The organism is Catellatospora sp. NPDC049111 (assembly GCF_040648615.1).
Taxonomy (GTDB): Bacteria; Actinomycetota; Actinomycetes; order Mycobacteriales; family Micromonosporaceae; genus Catellatospora; species Catellatospora aurea.
Window position 1 is genome coordinate 353,232 of record NZ_JBEZEB010000005.1, and the last position, 21,469, is coordinate 374,700.

Sequence of the window (21,469 nt, forward strand, 5' to 3'; positions counted from 1 at the left end):
CCGGAGCCGCGTATGCGCTTCTCAGTGATCACGCTTTCCTGCACCTACCCTGACGAGGTCCTCCGGATCCGGGCGGCGAACCTGCCGCCCCACCTGCTCGTTCCGCTCATCGCAGACTTCCGCGCGCAGACGGTGACCGCACCGCCGGACTGGATGCAGGAGTTTCTCAACCATCTCGCTGTTTATCGGCTGCTGGCCGGATTCGATGTGGTGCCCGACGCCTCGTGGCCCTGGGTGAATGACGTCGCCGTGTACCGCTACGAGGTGACGTTCGACGTCGACCGCGGTGGCCTGCTTCTGGCCATCGACGACCGCAGCGGCACCGTCCCCATCCGAGTCGAATTCACCCACGCCGACATCGACCGGTACGCCGCCGTGCTGTGCGATGAGATGGCCGAACGCGCCGAACGATTCGCCGCCAGCCACGACGGGTTCACCTTCCCCGACGGCCACCCCAGCCGATGGGCTCTGGCCGCGGCCAGGCATCGCCGACGAGATGGCCACGTCAGCGCACTGGCCGCGCAGGCCAACCTCGCCGCCGCGATGCTGCCTGCGAGCTTCGACTCGATGTCCCCGACGCTGGTCATCGCAGGCATCCACGTCATCTGCTCCTTGCGTCCGGACGGGCGCCTGCAGGTTCGCGTCGACACCGAGACAGCCGACGAGTGGCTCGTCGATGTGAACGGGTGCACCACGATGACGTTGCTCGTCAACGAAACCGAGGTCTTCGACTCCGATCTCGACGACGATCCGGAAGGCCTGCGCGGCTGCTGCCGGTCCCGCACCGCACCACGCATAACGTGGCCTTCGGCGGCCATGTATCCGCTGCGTCGCGGTGCTCACGCCCTCAGACGCAGAATCTGGCGTCTCATCGACCGACGTACTGGTCACACGCAGCAACAACAGCGGAAACGGCCGTGAACAGGTCACCGATCACCTGCAGCCGGTTCGCCGAGACGCTGCGAGCAGCCGGCGCACGCATCACCTGGTCCGATAATCACGAGTTCGAGGCCAGGACCGGCCGGGGTGCCAAAGGCCGCAGCGTCACCGTCTGGTTCTACCGCGACGCCGACACCTTCTACCGCGCCGTGTCCGGCAACGGCACCGCGCTGCGCTCCATGCGAGCCGTACGCGCCTACCTGCGCATCGAGCAACCAGCTCCGTGAGCGCCCCGTGTCGGGCCGACATGACCGGCAAGGTCCGGCCCGACACCGGCGCAGCTGCTGGAGATCTCGTCAGGACCCGGGCCGCGCGGCCCGTCCAGCGACCTGGCCACATTCGTGATCACGACATTTCGAGGAACCATCGTGCCCAAACTCTCCGCTGCCGAGGTCGAGCATCGGCTTGCCGAGGCAACAACAGCGCTGCGACAGTCGCTGGCCTCACTGCTTTTGTCGCTCCGCGAGGACCATCCCGTCCCCGGCTGCCTGCCAATACCGGCGCTGCGGGTGCCCGCCGACATCACCGACATGGCAGACCACGCGCAGGAGATCTACACCAACCTGTGGAGCCTGCCTCACGGCCGGTGCAAAGCAGAGGCCTGGATCGCCGCCTGGGACACCTGCCCGCACCTGCCCGACGGTGGCGTGCACGCCGTGTGGGAAGTCCTCGACGCGTGGCGGTCGCTGCTGCTGTGCGCAGCCGGCCACGCCCAAGGCCGCAAGCAGGCCTTCGGCCTCGACGACTGCCAGAACTCCGTGCTGGCCCGTCTGACCGACCTCGACCGGCTCATCGCCCACAGCGATCGGCAGCCGCCCTCCTGACGCCGACCGCCAGGCGCCAACACCCCAGCGATCCTCCAGGGCCGCCCAGGCCCCGCGGAGCACCTGCAAAGGACTTCGACCATGCCCGACACGCAGCCGGTCGACGCACCGGACCCCGACACCGACGGTCTCAGCCGTTACGACGTGGAAGATCTGTCTGGCACCTCGGATGGGGACCCCGAGGGCAGCCAGCTGATCGGCGAGCTCATCAGCCGCCTGCAGACGCTGTGCCAGCAGAGCGCGTACACCACCTTCGACTACGAGCTGCGCAACGAGGACGGCCGCAGCATCACCGGCAGCAGGACACGTGGACCGGCCCGCGAGATCGCCGTCGCGTACAGCGACAGCGGCCGCCGGGTCAACATCCAGGTGCCTCGCCCGACCCTCACCGACCAGCGGTGGTACGAGGTCATCTTCTACACCGCCAACCGCCACGAAAGCAGCGCCGAGGCACGGTTCACCGATCCCGACGAGGTGATGCATCACCTTGGGCAGTGGCTTGCGTTCGGCACCCGGCCGCCGCGGCGGTTCACCCACGCCGACGTGCTCGCCCACATCACCCACGACCTCGGCGACGGGTTCCGCACCGCGACCGTCGACCTCGCCGACAACGACGCCACCTGGGCACCCGGGACCAGCAAGAAGGAACTCACCGGAGCGGGCCGGTACCTGTACCAGATCACCGCCGCCGGGTGCTGGGTCATCCAAGAACCCGACTTCGCCCGGCTGGTGCCCCTGACCCGCCCCCAACCAACCACCCGCTGACTGGACCCGCCGGCGGCCCTGCCACCGCAGACGGCGACCCAAGCCCGCAGACGAGGCCCTGCGAACTGCAGCCGTCAGGTGACAGCACAACCATGAAAGGCACCGACGTGGACAACCAGTACCCGCCAGACCATCTGCGGCAGTACATCCGCAACGCCGCCAGGTTCCAGAACACCGACACAGCCCACGCCGCAGCACACATCCTGTGCAGCACCGACCTGCCCGAGCGGCAGGGCCTGCTGCTGCCGCACCTGATCGTGTCGCTGCAGGGCACCAGCAACGACATGTACACCACCGCCCGGGTGAAGAACTGGGACAACCTGCTGACCGAGCTCACCTGCGGGACGCCCGACGGGATGGGAAGCCTGCTGCGGCTGGCCCGGTCCCTGGCCGATGGCACTGCCGTGGACCTGCAGGCCGCGTGCCGGGGCCTGAGCGTGCGCTACGCGGGCATCGTCTCCGAGGCAGTCCTGATCGCCGCCGGACACCAGGCTCGGTACGTCCACGAGCCGGTCACCGACCCCGACATGCGCCAGCTCTCCGACGTTGCTCACGTCCTGCACACACGGATCGCCGAGCTGGCCATCACGCACCACGACCACCAGATCCAGTCGCTGGCCCGCGACGACACGGCCGGCGCTGCGGCGGTCAAGACGATCGTCGACACCGTCGGACAGCTGGCCCTGCGCGCCCGAAACGACGTGCTGCAACGGCTGGCCCCAGCCAAGTGATCTACCGCGCGGCAGGGTCACGGCAGCCGCCTGGCCGCCGTGACCCTGGCCGTCACGGAACCTGGGCATCGCGCCCAAGCAGCCGCTGCAGGGCGGCACGGCTTACCGCCGAACGGCCTGCGACGACCGCGGCACAAGTTCAAGCTCACCGCAGGGGGCCGGAGCCTGCCCGGCCGCCTGCCCGAACAACAACAGGAGTCCTCCTCCGATGACCATGAATATGCTCCTGGTGACCGGGTTATGTCTGAGCCTGGCCGTCTCCGTCGGCGTGGGGAGCTGGGCCTGGTACCGGCTCAGAGAAACACGCTTTGACCTGTTCGACGCACAGATGGCCGCCTACAGCGACCCCGGCACCGGCATGGACAACCGCCGGGCGCTGCTGCGGTACCTGCACCGCAAGTCGGGCGGCGTCACCGCTGTGGCGATCGTGTCGCTGCACGGCCTGGGCGACATCCGCGGCGCCTACGGACACCGCACCGCCGAGGCGGTGTTCGCCGTGCTGATGCGCAGAAGCGCCCACACCCGGGTGTGCAACGCCGCCGAGTTCCGGCTAGCCGCCGACGAGATCATCCTCGTTTGGACCGGTCCGCCGAACATCGACGAACTGCGGAAGCTGTGCGATGCGCTGATGAAGCCCATTCCTGCCACCGTCGACGGCCGCGCCGTGCAACTGACGGTCGCGGTGTCGGCCGGCGTATACGCCGTCCAGCCAGACGACGGTACCTCCGTCGTCCTTTCCCGAGCCGACACCGCACTGCGCGTCGCGATCCGCGCCGGCCTCGGACACATCACCACCTGGAAGGCCGGGCTTCGCGCCCACGACCGGCTGCGGCAGCGGCCACCGATGTGTGCCGTGATCGAGTTCCATTCGATGCTGCCACCCGAAGTGGTGACAGGCTTCACCGCCGACCTGCTCGCCAGACAAGTCGTCCGCGTCCTCGCCGAACGGGCCAAGGGGTGGACCGGCCCACTCGCCGCCGATGACCCCGAGTTCGACCTCCGGCATCCCATCCCCGACCCCGACGCTCCCGACGCCGACATCGCCGACTGGCTGAGCCTGCTCAAAGCCGCGACGACCTCCCCGGCGGTGACGTTCCTCGACCACAGCCAGGTACACCACTGCAACCCGCGGCCGAGCGTCACGCTGACCCCGCACCGCGAGCCAGGGGCCCTATCAGACACGCACTCCGCCTGATCAGCCGACATACACGGAGAGATGCCCAATGACCGGCAAAGACATACTGCTGGACTTCGTGTTCGGCACTGAGGCCATGCTGGACCACCGGGGCTGGGACGCCCCGCCGCGCCTGCTGGTCATGCGCCGTCACGCCGACGGCATCATCGCCACAGACACCACCGTGCTCCACGGAGTAGCCGATATCCAGGGCCACCTCGACAACCTCGTCGTGTCCACCGCCATCAACTCCGACGCCCGGCGACGCTTCCGCACCGCCGTCGGCCCCAACGCACTTGGCCTGTGCCTGCACCTCGAAGCCTGGGGCCTGTTCGACAGCACATCAGTGGCAGAAGCCGCCCGCATCGCCGGGCCGCGCCCGGTCAGCCGCCACCCCAAACGCCAAGACGTACGGGTGCTCACCGCTGTCGTCCTGGGCCGTGACGTGTCGGTTCAACGCATCCGCGGCGGCGAACCCACCGTGCTGTTCGACTCGGCAGACGCCGCGTTCGACAAGCGGCTCGTCGGCCACATCCCCGAGGCACTACGCGCCCTGCACAACATCGTCCACGACCTGGCCTAGCTCGTAGACAACGTCCAATCCCGGGCTGCCGGCCGAGGTGCGGCCACTGCGTCGCCTGCCGATCCGGCAGCCCACTGTCACGCGGAAAGGGGCACCATGCACTCCGCTCACCGCCGCCACTATGCGGTACTTGACTGGTCATCGGGCATCGGCGCATCACCGGAGCTGATCGCCGGCGCCACCCGCGACGCCGTCGACCGGCAACTCGTCCGCTCGATCTGCGCCATGCACCAAGCATGGATCGGCGGCCTGCTCGATGACGACACGGTGACCACCAACCCGTTCCCCGACCCAGATGACCCGACCCACGACGTATCGGCCTGGGTCGAGGCTATGAGCGAGGCCGGGCCCGTGCTCATCGCACGATTCGACGACGGCACCCTGACGTGGGCGCCAGCCGTCCCGGTCCACCGTTAGCTAAAGCCGACGGCTCACACCCGACGTCGAGAAGGGGCCACAGCGGCGAGGAAGTGCTGCTCGCAGCTGATGACGACGGCCAAAACTCTCGGTGACATCGAACCTGAGCACACGGTTGGCCCTACGGGGCCCCGCCGCCTCGCCCGCTGTCATCAGCTATTCGACAGAAAGCCGATCATGAAATACAGCATCGCCGACCTCGACCTTCAGACTGCCGAGCAGGCGTACAAGCAAGCAATCGTCGCGGTGGGCCAGGCGCAGAACGCACTGGCCACCTCCAGCGGTGCGCTGGCCGCCCTGCTCGTGCTGCGACTGCATCCGACGGCGGGTCTCGTCGTCGTCGCCCTCAACGAAAGCCGCGGGAACGAGTTCGAGTCCGTCTACGCCATGGCGACGATCCGTGACCAGTCCGGTCGCCTGCTGTGGCAGTGCTCCAAAGACATCAACGGCGACCCCGCCGTCGACGCCAATGGCCCGCACGCTGAGCTGATCCGGCGGGCCAATGATCTGTTCGGCATCGCCGACCAGTACCGGCAGGGGCACTGGCACTCGTGCGAGCAAGGGCACGCGTCATTCGAAGATTGGCCGTTCGACGCCAGCGCGGAGGACAAGATCAACGCCGACCGCGGCCTGCTTCTGATCCCCATCGAACGACGCCCAGGTAACCCTCCCGCCACCTCAGGCATCAGGCCTCAGGCGTAGCACCCGATCCGGGCCACACGTGGGGACCTCCGCGCGGCCCGGCGTGCCCGCATACGTGGCATTGCGGCGGGCCGCACACAAAACAAGACAAGGCACATCATGATCAGAGTAGATGCCGGCAAGGTCCGCGACCTGCTGGCCAACACCGCCAGCGGCACCGACAGCTGGCAACAGCGGCTGTCCATCCGAGCCGATGGCCGGCACCTGCGCACGCAGGCCGTATCCCAGTTCCTCGCCGACGCCGCCTCCGTCGGTCTCATCACCATCCTCGCCCCGGTCCATACGCTGTCGGCCGAGCCACTTCCCACTGCGCCCGGCGACACGGAATACGTCCAGGTCGTCGTCCAAGTCGGCGCCGATCTGCGGCTGACGAGCCTGCCCATCTGCTTGGCCGGCATTCTCGGCGACGACCCCGATCCCGCAGCTGCCGCAATGTCGATGACCTACGCCCTCGTCCGCCAGGCCCATCAGCTCCTCAACAGCCTCGAGCAGTTCGTCGCACTGACCACCGCCTTCCGGCCCGTGCTACCCGATGTGACGTCGCGGCCCGTTGTGGCCGCAGTCCCGGCCATCGCCAGGGGACGCTGGCACACCGTGGTCCAGGTCGCCGGCGCGCTCGGCCACACCTCCGGCCAGTACACCGCCGGGCTGCTGACTCGCCAGCCCGATGGCACCTGGCGACCGGCAAGCCCATCCTCGCTGCATGTCGAATCGCTGGAGGCGGCAGTGCGACGCATGCTGCGCCTGAGCGGCCGCATCCCCGTCGACAGCAGCATCAGGTGACCGGGCTGGTCCGGACCAGTGCCCGCTGGCCACTTCTCGCGGGGCCGCCTGCCCGCCGGCAGCCCGCCTGCCCCTGTGCCTCAGCACGACACCCTTCGGGATGAAGCCATGACCACCGAACAGACCCATCCGGACACCCTGATCGTCGACCAGCTGACAGCCTTCCTCAACAGGTCGGTCGACCCATCGGGCGGCGATGTCGTCGATTTGCTCACGTCGCTGGTCTGCGACAGCGGCCGGCCGCTGCTCAACCACACGATCGAGCTGGACGCCGAGGTCGTCGAAGACCGCTACGGCATCGCCACGGCCGTCGTCTACGCCGGCCCCTACACGATCCGCATCACGCAGCCCGCCGACGGGCACGCCGACATCGTCGTCGCTGTCACCACCGACGACCACGACGACTACGGCCTGGCCATCACCGTCGACCGACGGCCAGTACTCGACGCCATGCCCAATACCTGGACCAGCAGCGTTCCCGCCGACCTGCAACTGGCACCGCCGGCTGTCCCCCGCCACACGATCAGTCGGCGACCGCGATGACGACGTCTTCCATCATCCCCGGCGCAGATACCGCGATCCCCGGGCTCAAGAAGTCGGCCGCCGGTGTGCTGTTCACCGACCCCGACGACCGGATCCTGCTCGTCGAGCCGACCTACAAAGACCACTGGGACCTGCCCGGCGGTGTCGTCGATCAAGGCGAGACTCTGCTGACCGCAGCGATACGCGAGCTCGAAGAAGAACTCGATCTCAGCTGGCCTGTCGGGCGGCTTCTCGTCATCGACGACCTTGGGACCGCGGTCATGGCGGTGTTCGACGGCGGTGTCATCGCCGAACCGCTCAGCATCCGACTGCAGGAAAGCGAGCTGCGGTCGTGGGCATGGTGCACACCGGCGCAGACAGCCCAGCGGATGACCGCCGCGCCGATCCTGACGCGCCGCGTTCAGGCCGCCCAACAGGCACAGCGTGACGGGGCCACCTACTACCTCGAACATGGGCACATCCGGCTCACGGGTGCCGCCCGGCGGCCTTCCGCGTGACAGACGACGGCCCAATGGCGTCTGAGCGCTGACCTCAGCGATCGCATCCGCAAAACCCAAATGCCGTGCCTTCATCGCGGACAGCGAACGCGCAGCAATGCCCTCCGGCACCGCGCACCATCCTGTCCCAGCCCTGACCATCCTTGCCAGCTGCCGTCATCGAGGCGTTATCGGTGGCGGCGGCTGCTGCCAGTGGAGGAAAACTCGTGACCGTAGACGAACTAACCAGCTCGATGTGGTGGCATGTCATCCGGCCTCTCTGGCTGTACATCTGCCGTCTGGACAACCAGCGTCGCCAGTACGTCCCCGACAGCGAGTCGTGGCGGCGCCTGCTCGAAGGCGCCGAAGCCGCCGAAGGGGCCCTGGCAAAGCAGATCACACAGTTGACCGGCGTGCCTGCCGTGGCCGCTCGTGGCCTCATCAGCGAACTGCACCAGCGCCGCCGCCACGACACGACGCCCGCCACGACGGTGCCGACGATCGCCTGGGCGGTCGACTACCGGGGCCGTGACGGACACATCTACACGACCGACCACGCCCACCTGCCGTTGACGCAGCGATTCGGCGACGACTGGGACGACCCGGTCGCGGCCGCAGCCGATGCCCTCACCGACGAGGCGGTGTCGTTCACCAGCCTCACGCGGTATGAAAGCGCCGATGCCGAGTCCGGTGCTCATCCCGGCTACCAGCACCGCGCGGTCGCGACCCTGTCCGGCTGGACCGCCGAGCAGCTCACCGAGATCCAGCGCCGCACGAACCGCAACGCCTGACCCCGTCCGCCAGCTGTGCGGCTTCATGGGATGCGGTCGGCGAGCAGGTGCGCCACTGCGCGCACGCGCCCCGGCTGCTGATCGCGGCCATGGTGGCGTCGATCTGATCCGTCACGGCCATCGCCCACCCGGGGCGGGGCCAGCGGTGGCCGCACAGCACCGACACAAGGCCACAGGTCAACAGGAGAAGCTGGATGGACAACGAAGAACTCAACGTAAGCGTCATCGCCGATGCGCTGCGCGCCGAGGGCGTCCCGGCGCAGTTCGACTGGCTCGGCGGCGGCGCCTGGATGTTGTACATCGGTGCCGCAGGCACCGACATGCGAGGGTACGGCTCGTGGCCGCTGACGCTTGGGCCCTGCCGCCCCATCGGCCCGGACGGACCGTTCCTGGCCAGCGGCGACGACATCGCCGTACGCCATCACACCGATGACGGCATCGAGTGGCTGGTCCCGCAGCAGCCCTGGGCCACGCCCGCAACCATCACGCGGAAGATCCTGACGATGATGGAGTCGGCTCCTCCGGCCGGGTTCGACCGCGACCGGCTCCGGGCATGGATGACCGGAACACAGGCAGCAGGAACGACGCAGACCCTGGCCAACCTGGCGATGTTTCCCGATCGGTGGGATCTATGGGTCAACGACGCCGACGGCTACCTTCACGACGTGTGCGACCTGGTCCACGCCGCAGTGCGGGACCAGGCGGTGACCCTGCCTGGCGGCGTCAGCGACCTGCGGGCATGGCACGTACACGACTCGACCGAGTCCTGGCCCTGGGAGTCAGGCGCCTCCACATCACGGGGCGGCACCATCGCGTTCGTCGTCACGCTGTCCGGAGGAGGCATCACCTTGGTGACCTCCAGATGCCACCGAGGCACATTCCAGAGTCCTGACGAAGGGCTCGACGGCGCATTGCACGCCCTTGAGATCGCCCTGCGACAGATCAGCACCGTCCTCGGACGGCACCAGACCCGCCACGCGCCCCACGCGACCGCCGGACGCAGCGCCCAAGGACCCGCCGCACCCGCTAGTCGTCACGAAAGCTGACGATGGCCATCGCTCACAGTTTCCGCATTCAACCTGCCAGCTTCGACTATCACCGGTTCTGGCCGAAACTGGTCAGCGAAGCCGACCTGCTCATCGTCGCGGCGGAGGTCTTCTACGGCGTCACCGTCACCGGACCCTGCGGCGTGGGGACACCCGAGATCTCCAAGAACGGCATCGGATTCAACGGCCGCGCCGACGCTTCCCAAGACCGACAACCGTTCCAGCTACATCCCCCGGAGCAGACCCGGCGCGGACATGACCACGACCGGGCCGAACACAGCCGCATCCGCACCGACGGCCACCCCTACGACCTGGTGGTCAAGGCCGTCCTGCTGCGTATGCGTCACCACCTGTCCGGCACCTGTGTCATCGGCAGCAGCCGCTCCTGGCGCCACTGGGCAACCGCGCACAACCTCGTCACCACCACATTCGGCGGCCACCGCTGCCTCGACCGGCGCCTGCTCGGCGACACGACCGCCGGCCTGGTCCTCGTCGGCCGCCACTGGACCGATCCCCGAAATGCTCGCGAGCTCACACGCGGGCACACCACCGTCACCACCGGCACCCGGCGTCAGCCTCTGACAGCGCCGCAGGCCATGCCACCTCACACCTGGGGACCCCATGATCGAAACGTTTGAGCAGTTCCTGAAAGCCCACGGCCGTCCACCCCACGAATACCCGATCTACCGGCTCGACCCGGACACCGACGACCTCGCCTCGATCATCGTCGAGTACGGCGACAAGACCGCCCTGCTGACGATGTACGGCCTCGGCAGCGGCGACCAAGCCCACCTGACCATCGACGTCCACGCCTTCGTGCAGGACCTCGTCGCACGCACCGGTGTCTTCGGGCTGGAAAACGGCCGACGCTACGAAGCGTTCGCCGACGGAGCCCCCGGAACCTCGCACGGCTGGCCGGCCGTACGCGGCGTCTCCGTCCTCATCGGCCGCCAGCAGAACACCCCACCACCACAGACCGGGCAAGCCCCACCGGCTGCACCCGGACAGGACCCGCTGTACGTGTGGGCGTTGTCGCCCGCGCAGCGCGACCTGGTGCTCGCCGCGCTGGCCAAACCGTCGCGGAGCCGCCACCACCGCGACCTCGGCACCCACCTGGCAGCGATCGCACCACTGCCCCCGACGTCGGTCACATTCGACTATCAGGCCGCCCGCGACTGGCTCACCGCCAACGCCGACGACCTCGGCATCGACGCCCACACCCGCAACACCCACGAAGACGACGAGTTCGTCGCGGCCCTGGACCAGGTCCTGGCACGCCTGCGACAAGGGCTGGCACCACAGGTATGGCACACCGACGGAATGCTCGACGACGTGTGCGTATGGCGTACCGCCGACAGCGACGGCCCCGACGGCGGCGCGGTCATCAGCGTCGACCTGCGCACCGGCAGCCACACCACACGGCTGGCCAGCAACCACCAGGCGCACGGTGATCTCACCGAGGACAGCGAGCTCACCGGCGTCGACGCCGTCGTACAAGCCCTGGGCCGCACCGCCCATCTGATCAATACGCGCCTGGCGGCCGCACAGCGGTTCATCGCCGCGCTCGGCGGCGCCGACACCGGCCGATGACCCCGCCGCCGCGAACCACGCGGCCCCGAGGCGCACCGACGCCGGCAACGTTTCCGCTGGAGTTGCTGCAGCAGCGCCGCGACCATCTGCTCGACCTCGCCCGCCAGACCGACGACCTCTACGCCACCGCGAACCTCGGTGTTGAGGCCTACCGCCTCCGCACCGCCTTCCCCACCATCGTGTGGATCATCATCCGGTTGACTGACGCCGACGACCCCGACTGGGAGTACGACTACCGCTGCTCGACCATCCGCGACCACCATGGCACAACGTTCGTTCCGCCCACCGCCGACGCCGACGCTCTCGAGGCCCTGCTCGACGACTTCTGCTACGCGCTGCGCGACAGCCATGGCCTCACCTCGCGCTGGCCGGCCTACCACATGATCTCCGAGGCGAACCTGGGACTCGCCGCTGACGAGGAGTCCGACACCGACGCCGAAAAGGCCCGCCGCGGCGAGCTGCCCAAGTGGGTCGTCATCAACCTCGACCGGCTGCTGGCCGACTGCCGGCAGCTGCTCGACACCGGCCGACTACCCGAAACCGCGCCGGCCCACGACGAGTGAGTTCCACACGTCCGCACCGTGATTCGGCTGCGGACGTCGTCGACCGGCCGCCAGGTCGGCCGGTCGACCCACCCTCGCGTACACCGCAGCGCACGGCCCCGCCATGTGCTCAGACGGAAGGATCCTTCGTGTCCGAACAAGACGACACAAGCGCTCCCGTAACCAACGCCGAACGCGCCCGCTGGGGTCAGGCATGCCTGCACGGCCTCGCCGAACGCACCGGCGACTACGACGGCATCGACCTCACCCCCGGCACCGACCCCCACCACGTACAGGACATGCTCGTCGACGCCCTGGCCCACCTGCGCCACTACGCCGACGCCGCCGGCATCGACTTCGACCTGGCCAGCACACGAGCCGAAGGCTGGCACCGCCTCGAAAAGGGCCGCAAACAGGTCGACATCCCCGGCCGACGACAGACGTACCTCGCAGTGTTCGACAACGCCAGCGACGCGCTGGCCGACCTGGCCGACCACACCACCATCGCCATCGCCTGCCTGGACCGCCGCGGCGTCGAAGCCGCCTGCGGCCCGCTGACCGACGTCCAGTGGGCACAGATGCGCCCGCTGCTGAGCAGCTACCAAACGTTCGCAGCTTCCAGCGGTGCTGACACCGCGTTCGTCGACCACCTGGTCCTCACCGCGATCGGCGGCGCCGACACCCACTCCGACCAGCGGTGAGCATGCGCACCGCATCCGCCCGAACCGAGCCGGTCGAGGTCACCGCGGTCATCGACGTGCTCTACGGCAACGCCGACGGCGAGCAGACCGCATTCCTGGACGACCTACTGACCCGCGCCGGGTACCGGCGCCGCTGCGTCTGCAAGGCCATCGCCGAGCGTGGACGGCCATGTCCGGTGTGCGCCGCAGCAGATCCCGACGACCTGTTCGACGGCACTCGGGCCCAGCTGACCGTGACACTGCCCCGCCTGCGCAGGCAGCAGACCAGCCTGTACCTGGACCTCAGCCTTCGCCAGCCGAGCAGCACGGCAGCGTGCTGTGAGTACGCCTACCGGCTGCGCCACGCCGGCCGCTGGCTGCAGACCGGACATTGGCGCTGCTGGGCGCAACAGCCGCGAACCCTGCTCCAGACGGCCCTGCTGCTGGCAGCCGGCCTGGCCACTGACCGTCGGCTGGATCCAGAGACCAGCGACCGTCTGCGGGCATGGACCACGGCGCTTCCCGGCCCGACCTGTGCAGCCGACGACGACGTCACCGTCATCGACGGCCCGAGCCCGGACAAGCGCGCATTGATCACCATCGACTCCTACGGCGGCCACTGCCCGCCCAACGGCGACGTCCTCGCACCGGCACTTTTGATCAACCGCTTCGACGTATCGCTCGCCAAGGACATCCACCAACCGCAGCACTCCGCCGAGATCGTCGCGGCGTGGCGGCACTGCGCGACCTTGGGCGGTTCCGGCGATACCTCGCCATGTTTCACGGCACCACAGCCATCGAGGTCGTCACCGTCGACGCGACCACCGTGGTGGTGTTCGACACCGCCGACTTCCGCACCTGCACCGGCTCGCCGCCGCAGGACGACCTGAGCTGCGAAGCGGCCATGTGGCGCGACTGGCTGCACGGCGACGTCTACACGGTGACCGTACAGACCTACGACACCGTCGACGGCCACGACCCGTTGTGGCACGACCACGAGAGCGTTTCCGGTGTCCTCGGACACCGCGACGCCGTCGAAACCGCCGTTGATCTACTCGCCGATACGAATAGTCAACACATCGACTGCCGCTGCCGACAGATCTGACCGCCGCCACGCATTCACGCCAGCGCTGAGCGAGGCAACCCTCGCCGCGGTCCTCGACGACCCCGGCCAGACCCGGCACGGCAGCGCAGCCGCCTGCAGCTGTGCCGGGTCAACGCCGCGACCGCCGCGCCACCATCCCCCCGCCGTGACCTGTTCCTGCGAGCAGCGGAGACCTGCCATGCATCTCATACACCTTCGGGTGCTGCACAACACCGACTACCGACGCGCCAGGTCGACTGACATGACCTACGCCGACGGCGACCAGCTGGCCGAGGTGTTCGACCACTGGTTCTCTGCCGACGAGACCACCACCGCCGAAGATGTCGCCGGATGGGCGTACCTGGCTTTCAGTGCCCCCCTCGAAGCGCTGGCCGACTTGCGCCGACAAGGCCGCGGCGAGTCCGCATTCCTCGCCGGAAGCCTTTACCACCTGCTGGGCCGGCGGTGCCTTTACATCGGAGACGTCGTCGAGGTCCGCATCGACCAGGACGCAGCCTGGCTGGCCTGCGAACGCAAAGGCTGGCGCCGCATCGAGCAACCAGCCGTCGTCGACGGCGCACCGCTGTCGGCCGAGCTGATCTACGAGTTCCGCCAATCCATGCCGAGGAACTGACGACCGAACAAGAAGACCTCACCAGCCGGGAAGCCCACCGGCTGCCCCGGCCCTACCCCACAAGGACGTAACCGGCAATGAAGCAGTTCACCGTTCGGGTCGGCGACGTCGCCGCGCTGCTCGCCGTCGACGCGGGCTACCGCGGCGTCTGGGCCGACCATCTCCGAGCCGACCGGCGCAGCAAGCTGACCGGCGTCGTCATCGAGGACCTGGTGCGCGACGCGGCCACCACCGCCGCGCTGCTGGTCGAGGGCGCCTACGGCGTGCACATCCTGTCGTACTACCTCAACAAGGAGTACGAACAGGGCGCCGTCGTGGTCGTCCACCTTCCAGACGATGCCCGTGCCATGTCCCAGCCGGTCAACGTCACCGGGTGGCTCGACGGGCTCACCACTGATCCAGACCCGGCCGTATATGCCGCCGCCCTGCTGCAGTCCGTTGCCGACATGGCCTCGGCCGCTGTCAACGCACTCAGCCTCTACCCAGCCGTTCAGACGCGTACAGGCGTGAACGCCGACCCTTTCGCCGTCACCGTACGCATCCAGACCCGCAAGCTCTTCAAACTGCTCGACCGCCAGCACCGCCACTTCCCATGGCACGTCGACCTGTGCGACCGCAACAGGCTCGGCATCACTGCTGCTGATCTGGCCCAACTGCTCGCCGATGCCGCGGACACCGGCCTGGTCATCAGCGGTGCCGTCGCCTCCATCACTGTCATCGCCCTGGACGTGCACGGCTTGAGGGATCCCGATGCCGCGGTGCTGGTCACCTACGACGGCGGAAGCACCACCCTGGGTGCCAAGTTCAACGTCCGCAGCCTGCTCGAATCGTTCGACCCGTCCCTGCTGCCCGGCGATTTCGCCATCTACCTGCTGACCGCGTTGGGCGACATGGCCACCGCCGCCAGCGACAGGCTGGGCGAACAGTTGACCCAGCACACCAGGCATGAGCAGCCGGTCGCCGCAGCGACCACCGCCATCACCCGCACGCCCACCAGGCCGCAGCCCTGACCACCGACACGTGCCTCCGGACCATCATCCGGGGGCAACGCCGTACCTGGAGGACACGATGCCCGCTGCGGCCTTGTATGCCCCCGGCCTGACCGACACCCAGGGCGCGACCCTGCTCCGATACGACACCCAGACGACGGCAGCCAAGGAGCTGCGCAGGCTGTACCTGGCGCCAGAGGTGGCGCCGGTGAAGATCTCGACTCGGTTCGGCTGGTACTGGGCGCTGTGGGCCACCCCGCTGGGCGACCCCGGCGAGGCCAGCATGCTGACCACCGCCGAGCGTGGCTGGCTCCAGGTCTGCGCCGTGCCCTGCGTACGGCACGAGACGACCGGGACGTGCCCCGGCCACCCGTACACCGGCAAGGCCGCCCTCGATTACACGCTAGCGCTGTGCGGGCACCGTACCCGCGTCGCCCGCATCTTCACGCAGCGCCGCGAGAACCGCACCGACGGCACCTTCGATTGGCTACCTGCGGGAACGCACTACCGGGCCAACTGCCTGTGCGGTTGGAAGGGCCGCATCACCGACTGGCACCGCGCTGCCCGCCTGGACGGCGACGACCACAGCGGGGCACCGAGCGGCAACCGCCACGACCGGATCGGCGGGATACCCAGATGATCGACAGCGCCCCCGGTGGCGTCCTCGTGGATCCGCCGATCACCCTCACCACGATCCTCGACGAAACCCTCGCCGACCAGGCGGGCCCGATGAACGCGATGGCCTGGACCGACGCCGAGATCGACACCGCGGCCGCCGCGGCACCATCGCACGCCGACATCTTCTTCCACAGCTTCGGCCTGCTACGTCCCGGCCCCCAGCTCGCAGCCGTGATGACCAGCGAGCTCGTAATACGCAGCCATGCCCGTGAGCTGCTCGCCCGGCTATCCACCGGTGCCGACACCCGACCGGCGACAGCCGTGGAGTTGTTCGTCGCGCTGCATCACACCGGCCGTCGGGTTCCGCTGCACGGCGCAGCGGCCGGCCTCTACTTCCGCCTGCTGCTGTCCGCTTTCCCAGGGCAATCCGCCACTGCCGGCCTGGCCGACCGGCAGGGCCACTACGAAAGCCTCTACCGCGACCGCATCGACGATCTGGAAGAGGACCTGCGACGCAGGTTCACCGACGCTCATCGCACGTTGGCCGCGACCATCACCTGCACCGGACGCCACCACGGCGACCTCGTCGCCTGCCGCTACGCCGCCAGCACCAGACCACTACCGGAGCGGCCACAGACCGCCGGTCCACCACGTATGTGAGGAGCCAGACATGTCCAACCGACGCGGCGGCCGCGGCGAGCCCGGCACGGAACCTGCATCCGCCGACCTGACCTACATGGCACCTGACCAGCTGCGTTTCGGCAGCGTAGGAGTCTTCGCCGGCGAGTGGGCGTGGTACGGCAACCCGCCTCGAGTCCCCGTCGGCTTCGTCGGCACTCTGGTCGACAGGTTGAACGGGTGGGCGGTGTTCAGCTGCACCCGTGAAGTCGCCGAAGCGATCGTCGCCGACAACGACCGGCGACGTCGCGCGGAGAAGGCCAGGCTGATCGACCTCGACCTTGACGTCGCCGGGCCCGAACTTGCGCAGAGGGTCGACCAGCTGTGCCCGCCGCTGCGCTTCGACGGCGATGTGATCGTTTTCGACGAATCGGCCCTCCACGAGGGCAATGCCATCACCCGGTACGTCCCGGATGGTGACGGCCGCTACCGGCTCGACGGCGACAGCTGGTGCTGGCAGGCAATCGATCCGGGTTACTGCGACCGCATCGCCGGCGTCGTCCCCGCTCGGGAAGCCGCCCAGGAGTACGTGATGGCCGTGCACTCGCCGCTGCGGATGCCCCACGGACGGCTCGCGGTCACCGCTATGCAGCACGCGTGGGTGAGCGACGGGATCGCCTACACCGCGTCTCTGCACCTCGACGGCCAATACGTCGGCATGATCGAGAACAAAGGCGGTGGCGTGGCAACCGTCTACCACACCGCGGGCCGCGGTTTCGGCTGGCGCGAGCTGAACGACTTCGTCGCCGCCTGCCGTTGGCAGGAGGGCCCCGTCAGCGAAGATGCGGTTCTGGAAGCGCTGATCAGCGAATTTGAGATCAGCAAGGTCATCAGCGAGTACGAGCCGCATGGTGAGGCCCTGGTGGCGCTGCGCGGTGACGACGGCAGCATTATCAACATTGAGTACCGGCTCGACAAATGGCACATGGCCACCGGCGACCCTCAGCAGATGGCCACCACCCTCACCAGGAAAGTCGCCGGCATCTACAACTCCCTCGACAGCTTCACGTGGCAGTTCTGGTGGGACGGCTGCTGGCGGACCTTGGGCACGGTCGACGCGGCCATGATCCGCGACGCGACCCGACAGTAGCTTCACGCTGCCTGGGCGCAGGTCGGAGCTGCCGCACGCTGCGGCACGAGCACCGCTGCCCGACCGCAGAGGCTGTTCGACAGCTCGGCTCGGACCCGGCAGGACCGGCATATCGACGCGTAGCTGCGCGCGTCGACCGGCGCACTGCACCCCCCCGTACCGCCTACGACCGCTATCTGCGGCCCAGGTAGCAGCCGCTGCTACGGCGCGGCCTCAACCCACCAGCCGTAGCCGGCCCTCCTGGTACGTACCCGTCACGGGCTCGGCCCATCGGCCGTGCCCGCTCTTCCCATCCTCAGAGAAGGGCACCATGTCCGACAACTTCACGTTCAGCAACCGGCAGGAGCTGGCCACGGCCCGCGCCGCCTGCAGGCGGATGCTAGCCGCCAGACTGCACCTGGCCCCATCGCAGCGCGATGCCCTCACCGCGACCCTCGCAACGCTGGAGGGCATGGGCGATGCCGGCTCCGGCAGCACGCTGCTCAACAGCAGCCAGCAGGCGGCGTTGGTAAGCGCCCTGAGCCGACTCGGCCGCCACGCCATCGGCAGTACCCGCGACAACGCGGTCGAGGGCTTGCTGGCCAGGCTGCCGCAGGTGGCGCCGTGGCCACTGCCCAACCTGGATGTCGCCCAGTTCGTCCGGCTGGGCTTCGGCGACTCACACCGCCTGGCCGTCAGCAGCCTGTCGTTCGCCGTAGCCGTGCCGGACCTGCCGACGCTGGAAACCTGTCTGGGCGAGTCGATCCGCACCTACAACAATTTCGACGGCCGCACCATCGCCACGGCGCTCGCCGTCCTGTGGGACGACCTGTCCACCGTCATGCTCGGCCGTGACTCCAGCCCGTTCGTACAGATGCACATCCCGTACACCCGCCAACAGCGCAACGGCGGCGACAACACTCACGCCATCGCCCTCGAACCCGCCGAGCGTGACACGGTGATCGACGCGGTCATCGCCGCCGGCACGGCCTGCCGCGCCGACTCGATCCTGTTCACCACCGCCCGACAGCCGGAACCCGGCCCAATCCGGCCAGCCGCCGCAGACCTGGCGACCGTCCGGCTGTGGTGGGACTGACCAGGAACACACATCCGCTGACGGCGGCACCGGCCGCCCGTCACACCGGCAGCCGCAGCTAGCACCCGACGGGCGCTAGCCGGCATATCCACGCCAGATCCTTTCGCACGGCGGCTTCGAGCCCACCGACCGTGCGGGTCGGGCCGCCGTGACCGTCTCCTCCGGGGAAGGAACACCGGCACATGCCAAACACCGGCCAGGCCCGCGAGCAGCTGCTCGCGATCTTCGGCAGCGACCTGCCGCTCCTGCCCGAACAGCTGCGCATCGCCGCCCGTCACCACCGCGACGGTGCCGAGCATCTACGTCGCCGCCAACCCGACGCGCTGATTCCCGCCGATGGCGCACGGATGTTGGCCGCTGGCCATGACCTCGACGCGGATCGCTGCGACCGCATCGCCGACCAGATCGAACACATCCTGCACGGTGAGGGCAGCGCACCGGTCCACCCGCCGGCCCGGCGCCGCCGACCCCACGTGATCGTCCTGACCGCCGACGCGCAGTTGCGCAGCGCGGTCAGCACCGCCGCCGCCCGCACCAGCGCCACGGTCGCGATCTACGAGACCCCCGGCAAAGCCCGACAGAACGCGACCCGCGCCGATCTGCTCATCATCGGCGTGGACATGGCCCGCTGGTTCACCACGCCGATCACGGGCGGTTGCCTGACCGTGGTCGCTGGTGTCGACCCCGTGGACCGAACCGCGGCCAGCGACCACGCTCACCGGCTCGACGTCGACCTGTTCGTGCTGAGCACGCCTGACCGCGACACGCTCACCGCCCTGCTGGCCAAACTACCCGGAGCGAAGGCCACGACCTGAACGCGCCGGCCCCGTTCACTGACCCGTCGCCCGTCCACCAGACCCACTCATCACGGGAACACCCCGGTCTTCGGCGGACGGACCACAACTCGCAGATGTCCCGTATCTGTCCAGCTCACAGGGAGGTTGCCCGATGGGCACCCGAGGCAACGTCGGAGCGATAAACCCCGAGGGCACCGTATCGGTGCGCTACGTCCACAGCGATGCCGACATGGACTACCTGCCGTACGCCATCGCAAGCATCTGGTGGAACACCTTCAACCGCGACACCAGCGCCACGATCGCCGCGCTGCTGGCGCACGACTGGGCCGACCTGGATCCCACCACGAAACCGAACTCGCACACCTGGGCCGGAGACGTCCCGGTCGCCGGCGTCGGCATGCGCATCGCCGCGCCGCTGACCGACGGCCCCGTCACAGGCCGACCGGACCAGATCCAGGCACACGGACTCATGTACCTACTCGATCCGACCCGCCCCAGTGAACTGATCATCTCCGACGGAAAGGGATCAGACCTGACCGGTGCGCCGGCATTCGACCTGAACATCGGCGAGACCGTCCACATCCCGCAGCGCTGAACTCGCCGGCACCGACGACCGCCAACCACCGCCACCGGCAGGCCGAGCGACAGCCACTGGCCTGTACCGCCAGGGCCGACTGGCCCCGGCCAGCCAGACGCGCAGACATCGGCCTGTCCCCGACCTCGCCCTCACAGCTTTCGCGATCACTCGATCGCACACCAGCGCGGGAGGTCCCATGCGACACCATCTGTACCGCCTACCCGACCGGCCATGAGCACGCACCAGACGGCGGTCACCGCCGCCCAGGCAGCGGTCGGATTCCGGCACCTGTATCTACGCCAGCTCATCGCGTCCGGCATCCCACGCTCGGAGATCGCCGACCTCGAACGGCAGATCTCGGCTGGTGCGGCCGTCACGATGCCGCCTCACCTGGCCGAACTCGGCGACATGCTGGCCCTGCTCGGCAACGCCGCGGCGCACGGCGCGAGCCTGAAGACGACGCTTCAGCTCGGCCTCTGGGAACAACACAAGATCATCTATCGTCTTGATGCCGACCTGGCCAACGACCTCGCTACCGTCAGCGACAAAGACGTCCTTCACCGCGACGTCCTACACCGGCTGCCACATCCCGACCCCTACATCCACCTGCCGAACCCAATCATCTTCACCGGCCGGTCGGGACAAGCGACCGAGGTCCGCGGGTTCTTCATCTCCGGGGTCCGTTACGACGCCGACTCCCCGATGATCTGCAGCACCCATCACCCCCAGCGCCAGTACCTCGCCTTGCTGTTTCCCCGCCTGCCCTACGACACGCTCGACGACACGGCCGCCGGCCACGAAACGCCCGAGTACGAGTTCAGCCGCATCCAGCTGCTCTTCCCCGGCGCCACGGCCACACTGGGCGAGCTGATCGCCGACACGCAACGGCGCTTCAGAGATCACACCGGAGACATGCCAAGAGAAGACGTCGCCAGACTCCTGCGCGCGAGCATCGCTCCGATCCTCTATACGTGCACGGTCAACCCCGACATCCGCCAGACAGCGGCCGGGCGCTCCAAGAGGCACCGTCGCCAGGGCAAAGCCGTCGCCATGTACGACCTGGGCTACCGCCTGGGCTCGGCGATCCGCTCCTGGAAGGCCGAGCGAGCCAGCGTCACCGCGACGACAGGGAGCGGCAGCACAAAGCGGCCGCACTGGCGCAAGCCCCACCTGCACACCTTTCGGACCGGCGTCGGCCGGACCGAGACGGTCATGCACTACATCTCCGGAATCCCCGTCAACGGCTACACCGGCGCCGACAAACCCGTCGTCATCCCCGTCAGGAAGTGACCCGCCCGCACATCGGCAACCGTCGACGACCCGCCTTGAAAGGCAGGACAC

General features: G+C 68.5%; 29 protein-coding genes. All 29 read left to right on the forward strand.

Annotated elements, in window-relative coordinates:
• The first annotated feature begins 24 nt into the window (after nucleotides 1–24).
• Nucleotides 25–921 carry a hypothetical protein gene (locus AB0B66_RS10490; protein ID WP_360526108.1) on the forward strand — a complete coding sequence of 299 codons (897 nt, stop codon included), beginning with the start codon at nucleotides 25–27 and terminating at the stop codon, nucleotides 919–921.
• Complete coding sequence (locus AB0B66_RS10495; protein ID WP_360526111.1) at nucleotides 918–1,166, forward strand: hypothetical protein; 249 nt, start codon at nucleotides 918–920, stop codon at nucleotides 1,164–1,166. The genes AB0B66_RS10490 and AB0B66_RS10495 overlap by 4 nt, the downstream gene beginning before the upstream one ends.
• A gap of 141 nt (nucleotides 1,167–1,307) precedes the next feature.
• Nucleotides 1,308–1,763, forward strand: a complete 456-nt coding sequence (locus tag AB0B66_RS10500; RefSeq protein WP_360526114.1) for a hypothetical protein — start codon at nucleotides 1,308–1,310, stop codon at nucleotides 1,761–1,763.
• An 81-nt stretch (nucleotides 1,764–1,844) separates the two neighbouring features.
• The gene (locus tag AB0B66_RS10505; RefSeq protein ID WP_360526117.1) at nucleotides 1,845–2,528 is read left to right on the forward strand and encodes a hypothetical protein; all 684 of its coding nucleotides are present in this window, start codon (nucleotides 1,845–1,847) and stop codon (nucleotides 2,526–2,528) included.
• 92 nt (nucleotides 2,529–2,620) lie between these two features.
• On the forward strand, nucleotides 2,621–3,259 hold the full coding sequence (locus AB0B66_RS10510; protein WP_360526120.1) for a hypothetical protein: 639 nt from the start codon (nucleotides 2,621–2,623) through the stop codon (nucleotides 3,257–3,259).
• Nucleotides 3,260–3,467: 208 nt separating this feature from the next.
• Complete coding sequence (locus AB0B66_RS10515) at nucleotides 3,468–4,454, forward strand: diguanylate cyclase (protein ID WP_360526123.1); 987 nt, start codon at nucleotides 3,468–3,470, stop codon at nucleotides 4,452–4,454.
• 28 nt (nucleotides 4,455–4,482) lie between these two features.
• Complete coding sequence (locus AB0B66_RS10520) at nucleotides 4,483–5,016, forward strand: hypothetical protein (RefSeq protein ID WP_360526126.1); 534 nt, start codon at nucleotides 4,483–4,485, stop codon at nucleotides 5,014–5,016.
• Nucleotides 5,017–5,112: 96 nt separating this feature from the next.
• A complete protein-coding gene (locus AB0B66_RS10525) occupies nucleotides 5,113–5,433 on the forward strand; it encodes a hypothetical protein (RefSeq protein ID WP_360526129.1) in 321 nt (106 codons plus the stop codon).
• Between the two features lie 177 nt (nucleotides 5,434–5,610).
• Nucleotides 5,611–6,135: a hypothetical protein gene (locus AB0B66_RS10530; RefSeq protein ID WP_360526131.1), complete on the forward strand. Its 525-nt coding sequence runs from the start codon at nucleotides 5,611–5,613 to the stop codon at nucleotides 6,133–6,135.
• Nucleotides 6,136–6,234: 99 nt separating this feature from the next.
• Nucleotides 6,235–6,918, forward strand: a complete 684-nt coding sequence (locus tag AB0B66_RS10535) for a hypothetical protein (protein WP_360526134.1) — start codon at nucleotides 6,235–6,237, stop codon at nucleotides 6,916–6,918.
• A 108-nt stretch (nucleotides 6,919–7,026) separates the two neighbouring features.
• On the forward strand, nucleotides 7,027–7,461 hold the full coding sequence (locus tag AB0B66_RS10540; RefSeq protein WP_360526137.1) for a hypothetical protein: 435 nt from the start codon (nucleotides 7,027–7,029) through the stop codon (nucleotides 7,459–7,461).
• The gene (locus AB0B66_RS10545) at nucleotides 7,458–7,958 is read left to right on the forward strand and encodes an NUDIX hydrolase (protein ID WP_360526140.1); all 501 of its coding nucleotides are present in this window, start codon (nucleotides 7,458–7,460) and stop codon (nucleotides 7,956–7,958) included. The genes AB0B66_RS10540 and AB0B66_RS10545 overlap by 4 nt, the downstream gene beginning before the upstream one ends.
• A 206-nt stretch (nucleotides 7,959–8,164) precedes the next feature.
• On the forward strand, nucleotides 8,165–8,728 hold the full coding sequence (locus tag AB0B66_RS10550; protein WP_360526143.1) for a hypothetical protein: 564 nt from the start codon (nucleotides 8,165–8,167) through the stop codon (nucleotides 8,726–8,728).
• A gap of 194 nt (nucleotides 8,729–8,922) precedes the next feature.
• Nucleotides 8,923–9,774 carry a hypothetical protein gene (locus tag AB0B66_RS10555; RefSeq protein ID WP_360526146.1) on the forward strand — a complete coding sequence of 284 codons (852 nt, stop codon included), beginning with the start codon at nucleotides 8,923–8,925 and terminating at the stop codon, nucleotides 9,772–9,774.
• Nucleotides 9,775–9,776: 2 nt separating this feature from the next.
• Entirely contained in the window at nucleotides 9,777–10,412 is a 636-nt protein-coding gene (locus AB0B66_RS10560; protein ID WP_360526149.1) for a hypothetical protein, read from the forward strand.
• Complete coding sequence (locus tag AB0B66_RS10565; protein WP_360526152.1) at nucleotides 10,396–11,364, forward strand: hypothetical protein; 969 nt, start codon at nucleotides 10,396–10,398, stop codon at nucleotides 11,362–11,364. Before AB0B66_RS10560 ends, AB0B66_RS10565 begins: the two co-directional genes overlap by 17 nt.
• 62 nt (nucleotides 11,365–11,426) lie before the next feature.
• Nucleotides 11,427–11,927 carry a hypothetical protein gene (locus AB0B66_RS10570; RefSeq protein WP_360526155.1) on the forward strand — a complete coding sequence of 167 codons (501 nt, stop codon included), beginning with the start codon at nucleotides 11,427–11,429 and terminating at the stop codon, nucleotides 11,925–11,927.
• A 128-nt stretch (nucleotides 11,928–12,055) separates the two neighbouring features.
• Nucleotides 12,056–12,607, forward strand: coding sequence for a hypothetical protein (locus AB0B66_RS10575; RefSeq protein WP_360526158.1), 552 nt, complete (start codon nucleotides 12,056–12,058; stop codon nucleotides 12,605–12,607).
• A 2-nt stretch (nucleotides 12,608–12,609) separates the two neighbouring features.
• Nucleotides 12,610–13,476: a hypothetical protein gene (locus tag AB0B66_RS10580; protein WP_360526161.1), complete on the forward strand. Its 867-nt coding sequence runs from the start codon at nucleotides 12,610–12,612 to the stop codon at nucleotides 13,474–13,476.
• Between the two features lie 14 nt (nucleotides 13,477–13,490).
• Nucleotides 13,491–13,691: a hypothetical protein gene (locus AB0B66_RS10585; protein ID WP_360526163.1), complete on the forward strand. Its 201-nt coding sequence runs from the start codon at nucleotides 13,491–13,493 to the stop codon at nucleotides 13,689–13,691.
• A gap of 241 nt (nucleotides 13,692–13,932) precedes the next feature.
• Nucleotides 13,933–14,304 carry a hypothetical protein gene (locus tag AB0B66_RS10590; protein WP_360526166.1) on the forward strand — a complete coding sequence of 124 codons (372 nt, stop codon included), beginning with the start codon at nucleotides 13,933–13,935 and terminating at the stop codon, nucleotides 14,302–14,304.
• Nucleotides 14,305–14,381: 77 nt separating this feature from the next.
• Nucleotides 14,382–15,314 carry a hypothetical protein gene (locus tag AB0B66_RS10595; RefSeq protein WP_360526169.1) on the forward strand — a complete coding sequence of 311 codons (933 nt, stop codon included), beginning with the start codon at nucleotides 14,382–14,384 and terminating at the stop codon, nucleotides 15,312–15,314.
• 58 nt (nucleotides 15,315–15,372) lie between these two features.
• Nucleotides 15,373–15,933, forward strand: a complete 561-nt coding sequence (locus tag AB0B66_RS10600; protein ID WP_360526172.1) for a hypothetical protein — start codon at nucleotides 15,373–15,375, stop codon at nucleotides 15,931–15,933.
• A complete protein-coding gene (locus tag AB0B66_RS10605; RefSeq protein ID WP_360526175.1) occupies nucleotides 15,930–16,571 on the forward strand; it encodes a hypothetical protein in 642 nt (213 codons plus the stop codon). Before AB0B66_RS10600 ends, AB0B66_RS10605 begins: the two co-directional genes overlap by 4 nt.
• Nucleotides 16,572–16,581: 10 nt before the next feature.
• Nucleotides 16,582–17,679: a hypothetical protein gene (locus tag AB0B66_RS10610; RefSeq protein WP_360526178.1), complete on the forward strand. Its 1,098-nt coding sequence runs from the start codon at nucleotides 16,582–16,584 to the stop codon at nucleotides 17,677–17,679.
• Nucleotides 17,680–17,989: 310 nt separating this feature from the next.
• Nucleotides 17,990–18,754 (forward strand): hypothetical protein, encoded by a 765-nt coding sequence (locus AB0B66_RS10615; RefSeq protein WP_360526181.1) that lies wholly within the window; start codon nucleotides 17,990–17,992, stop codon nucleotides 18,752–18,754.
• Between the two features lie 182 nt (nucleotides 18,755–18,936).
• Nucleotides 18,937–19,569: a hypothetical protein gene (locus AB0B66_RS10620; RefSeq protein WP_360526184.1), complete on the forward strand. Its 633-nt coding sequence runs from the start codon at nucleotides 18,937–18,939 to the stop codon at nucleotides 19,567–19,569.
• Between the two features lie 133 nt (nucleotides 19,570–19,702).
• Complete coding sequence (locus AB0B66_RS10625; RefSeq protein WP_360526187.1) at nucleotides 19,703–20,146, forward strand: hypothetical protein; 444 nt, start codon at nucleotides 19,703–19,705, stop codon at nucleotides 20,144–20,146.
• Nucleotides 20,147–20,359: 213 nt separating this feature from the next.
• Complete coding sequence (locus AB0B66_RS10630; protein WP_360526190.1) at nucleotides 20,360–21,418, forward strand: hypothetical protein; 1,059 nt, start codon at nucleotides 20,360–20,362, stop codon at nucleotides 21,416–21,418.
• The last annotated feature ends 51 nt before the right edge of the window (nucleotides 21,419–21,469 follow it).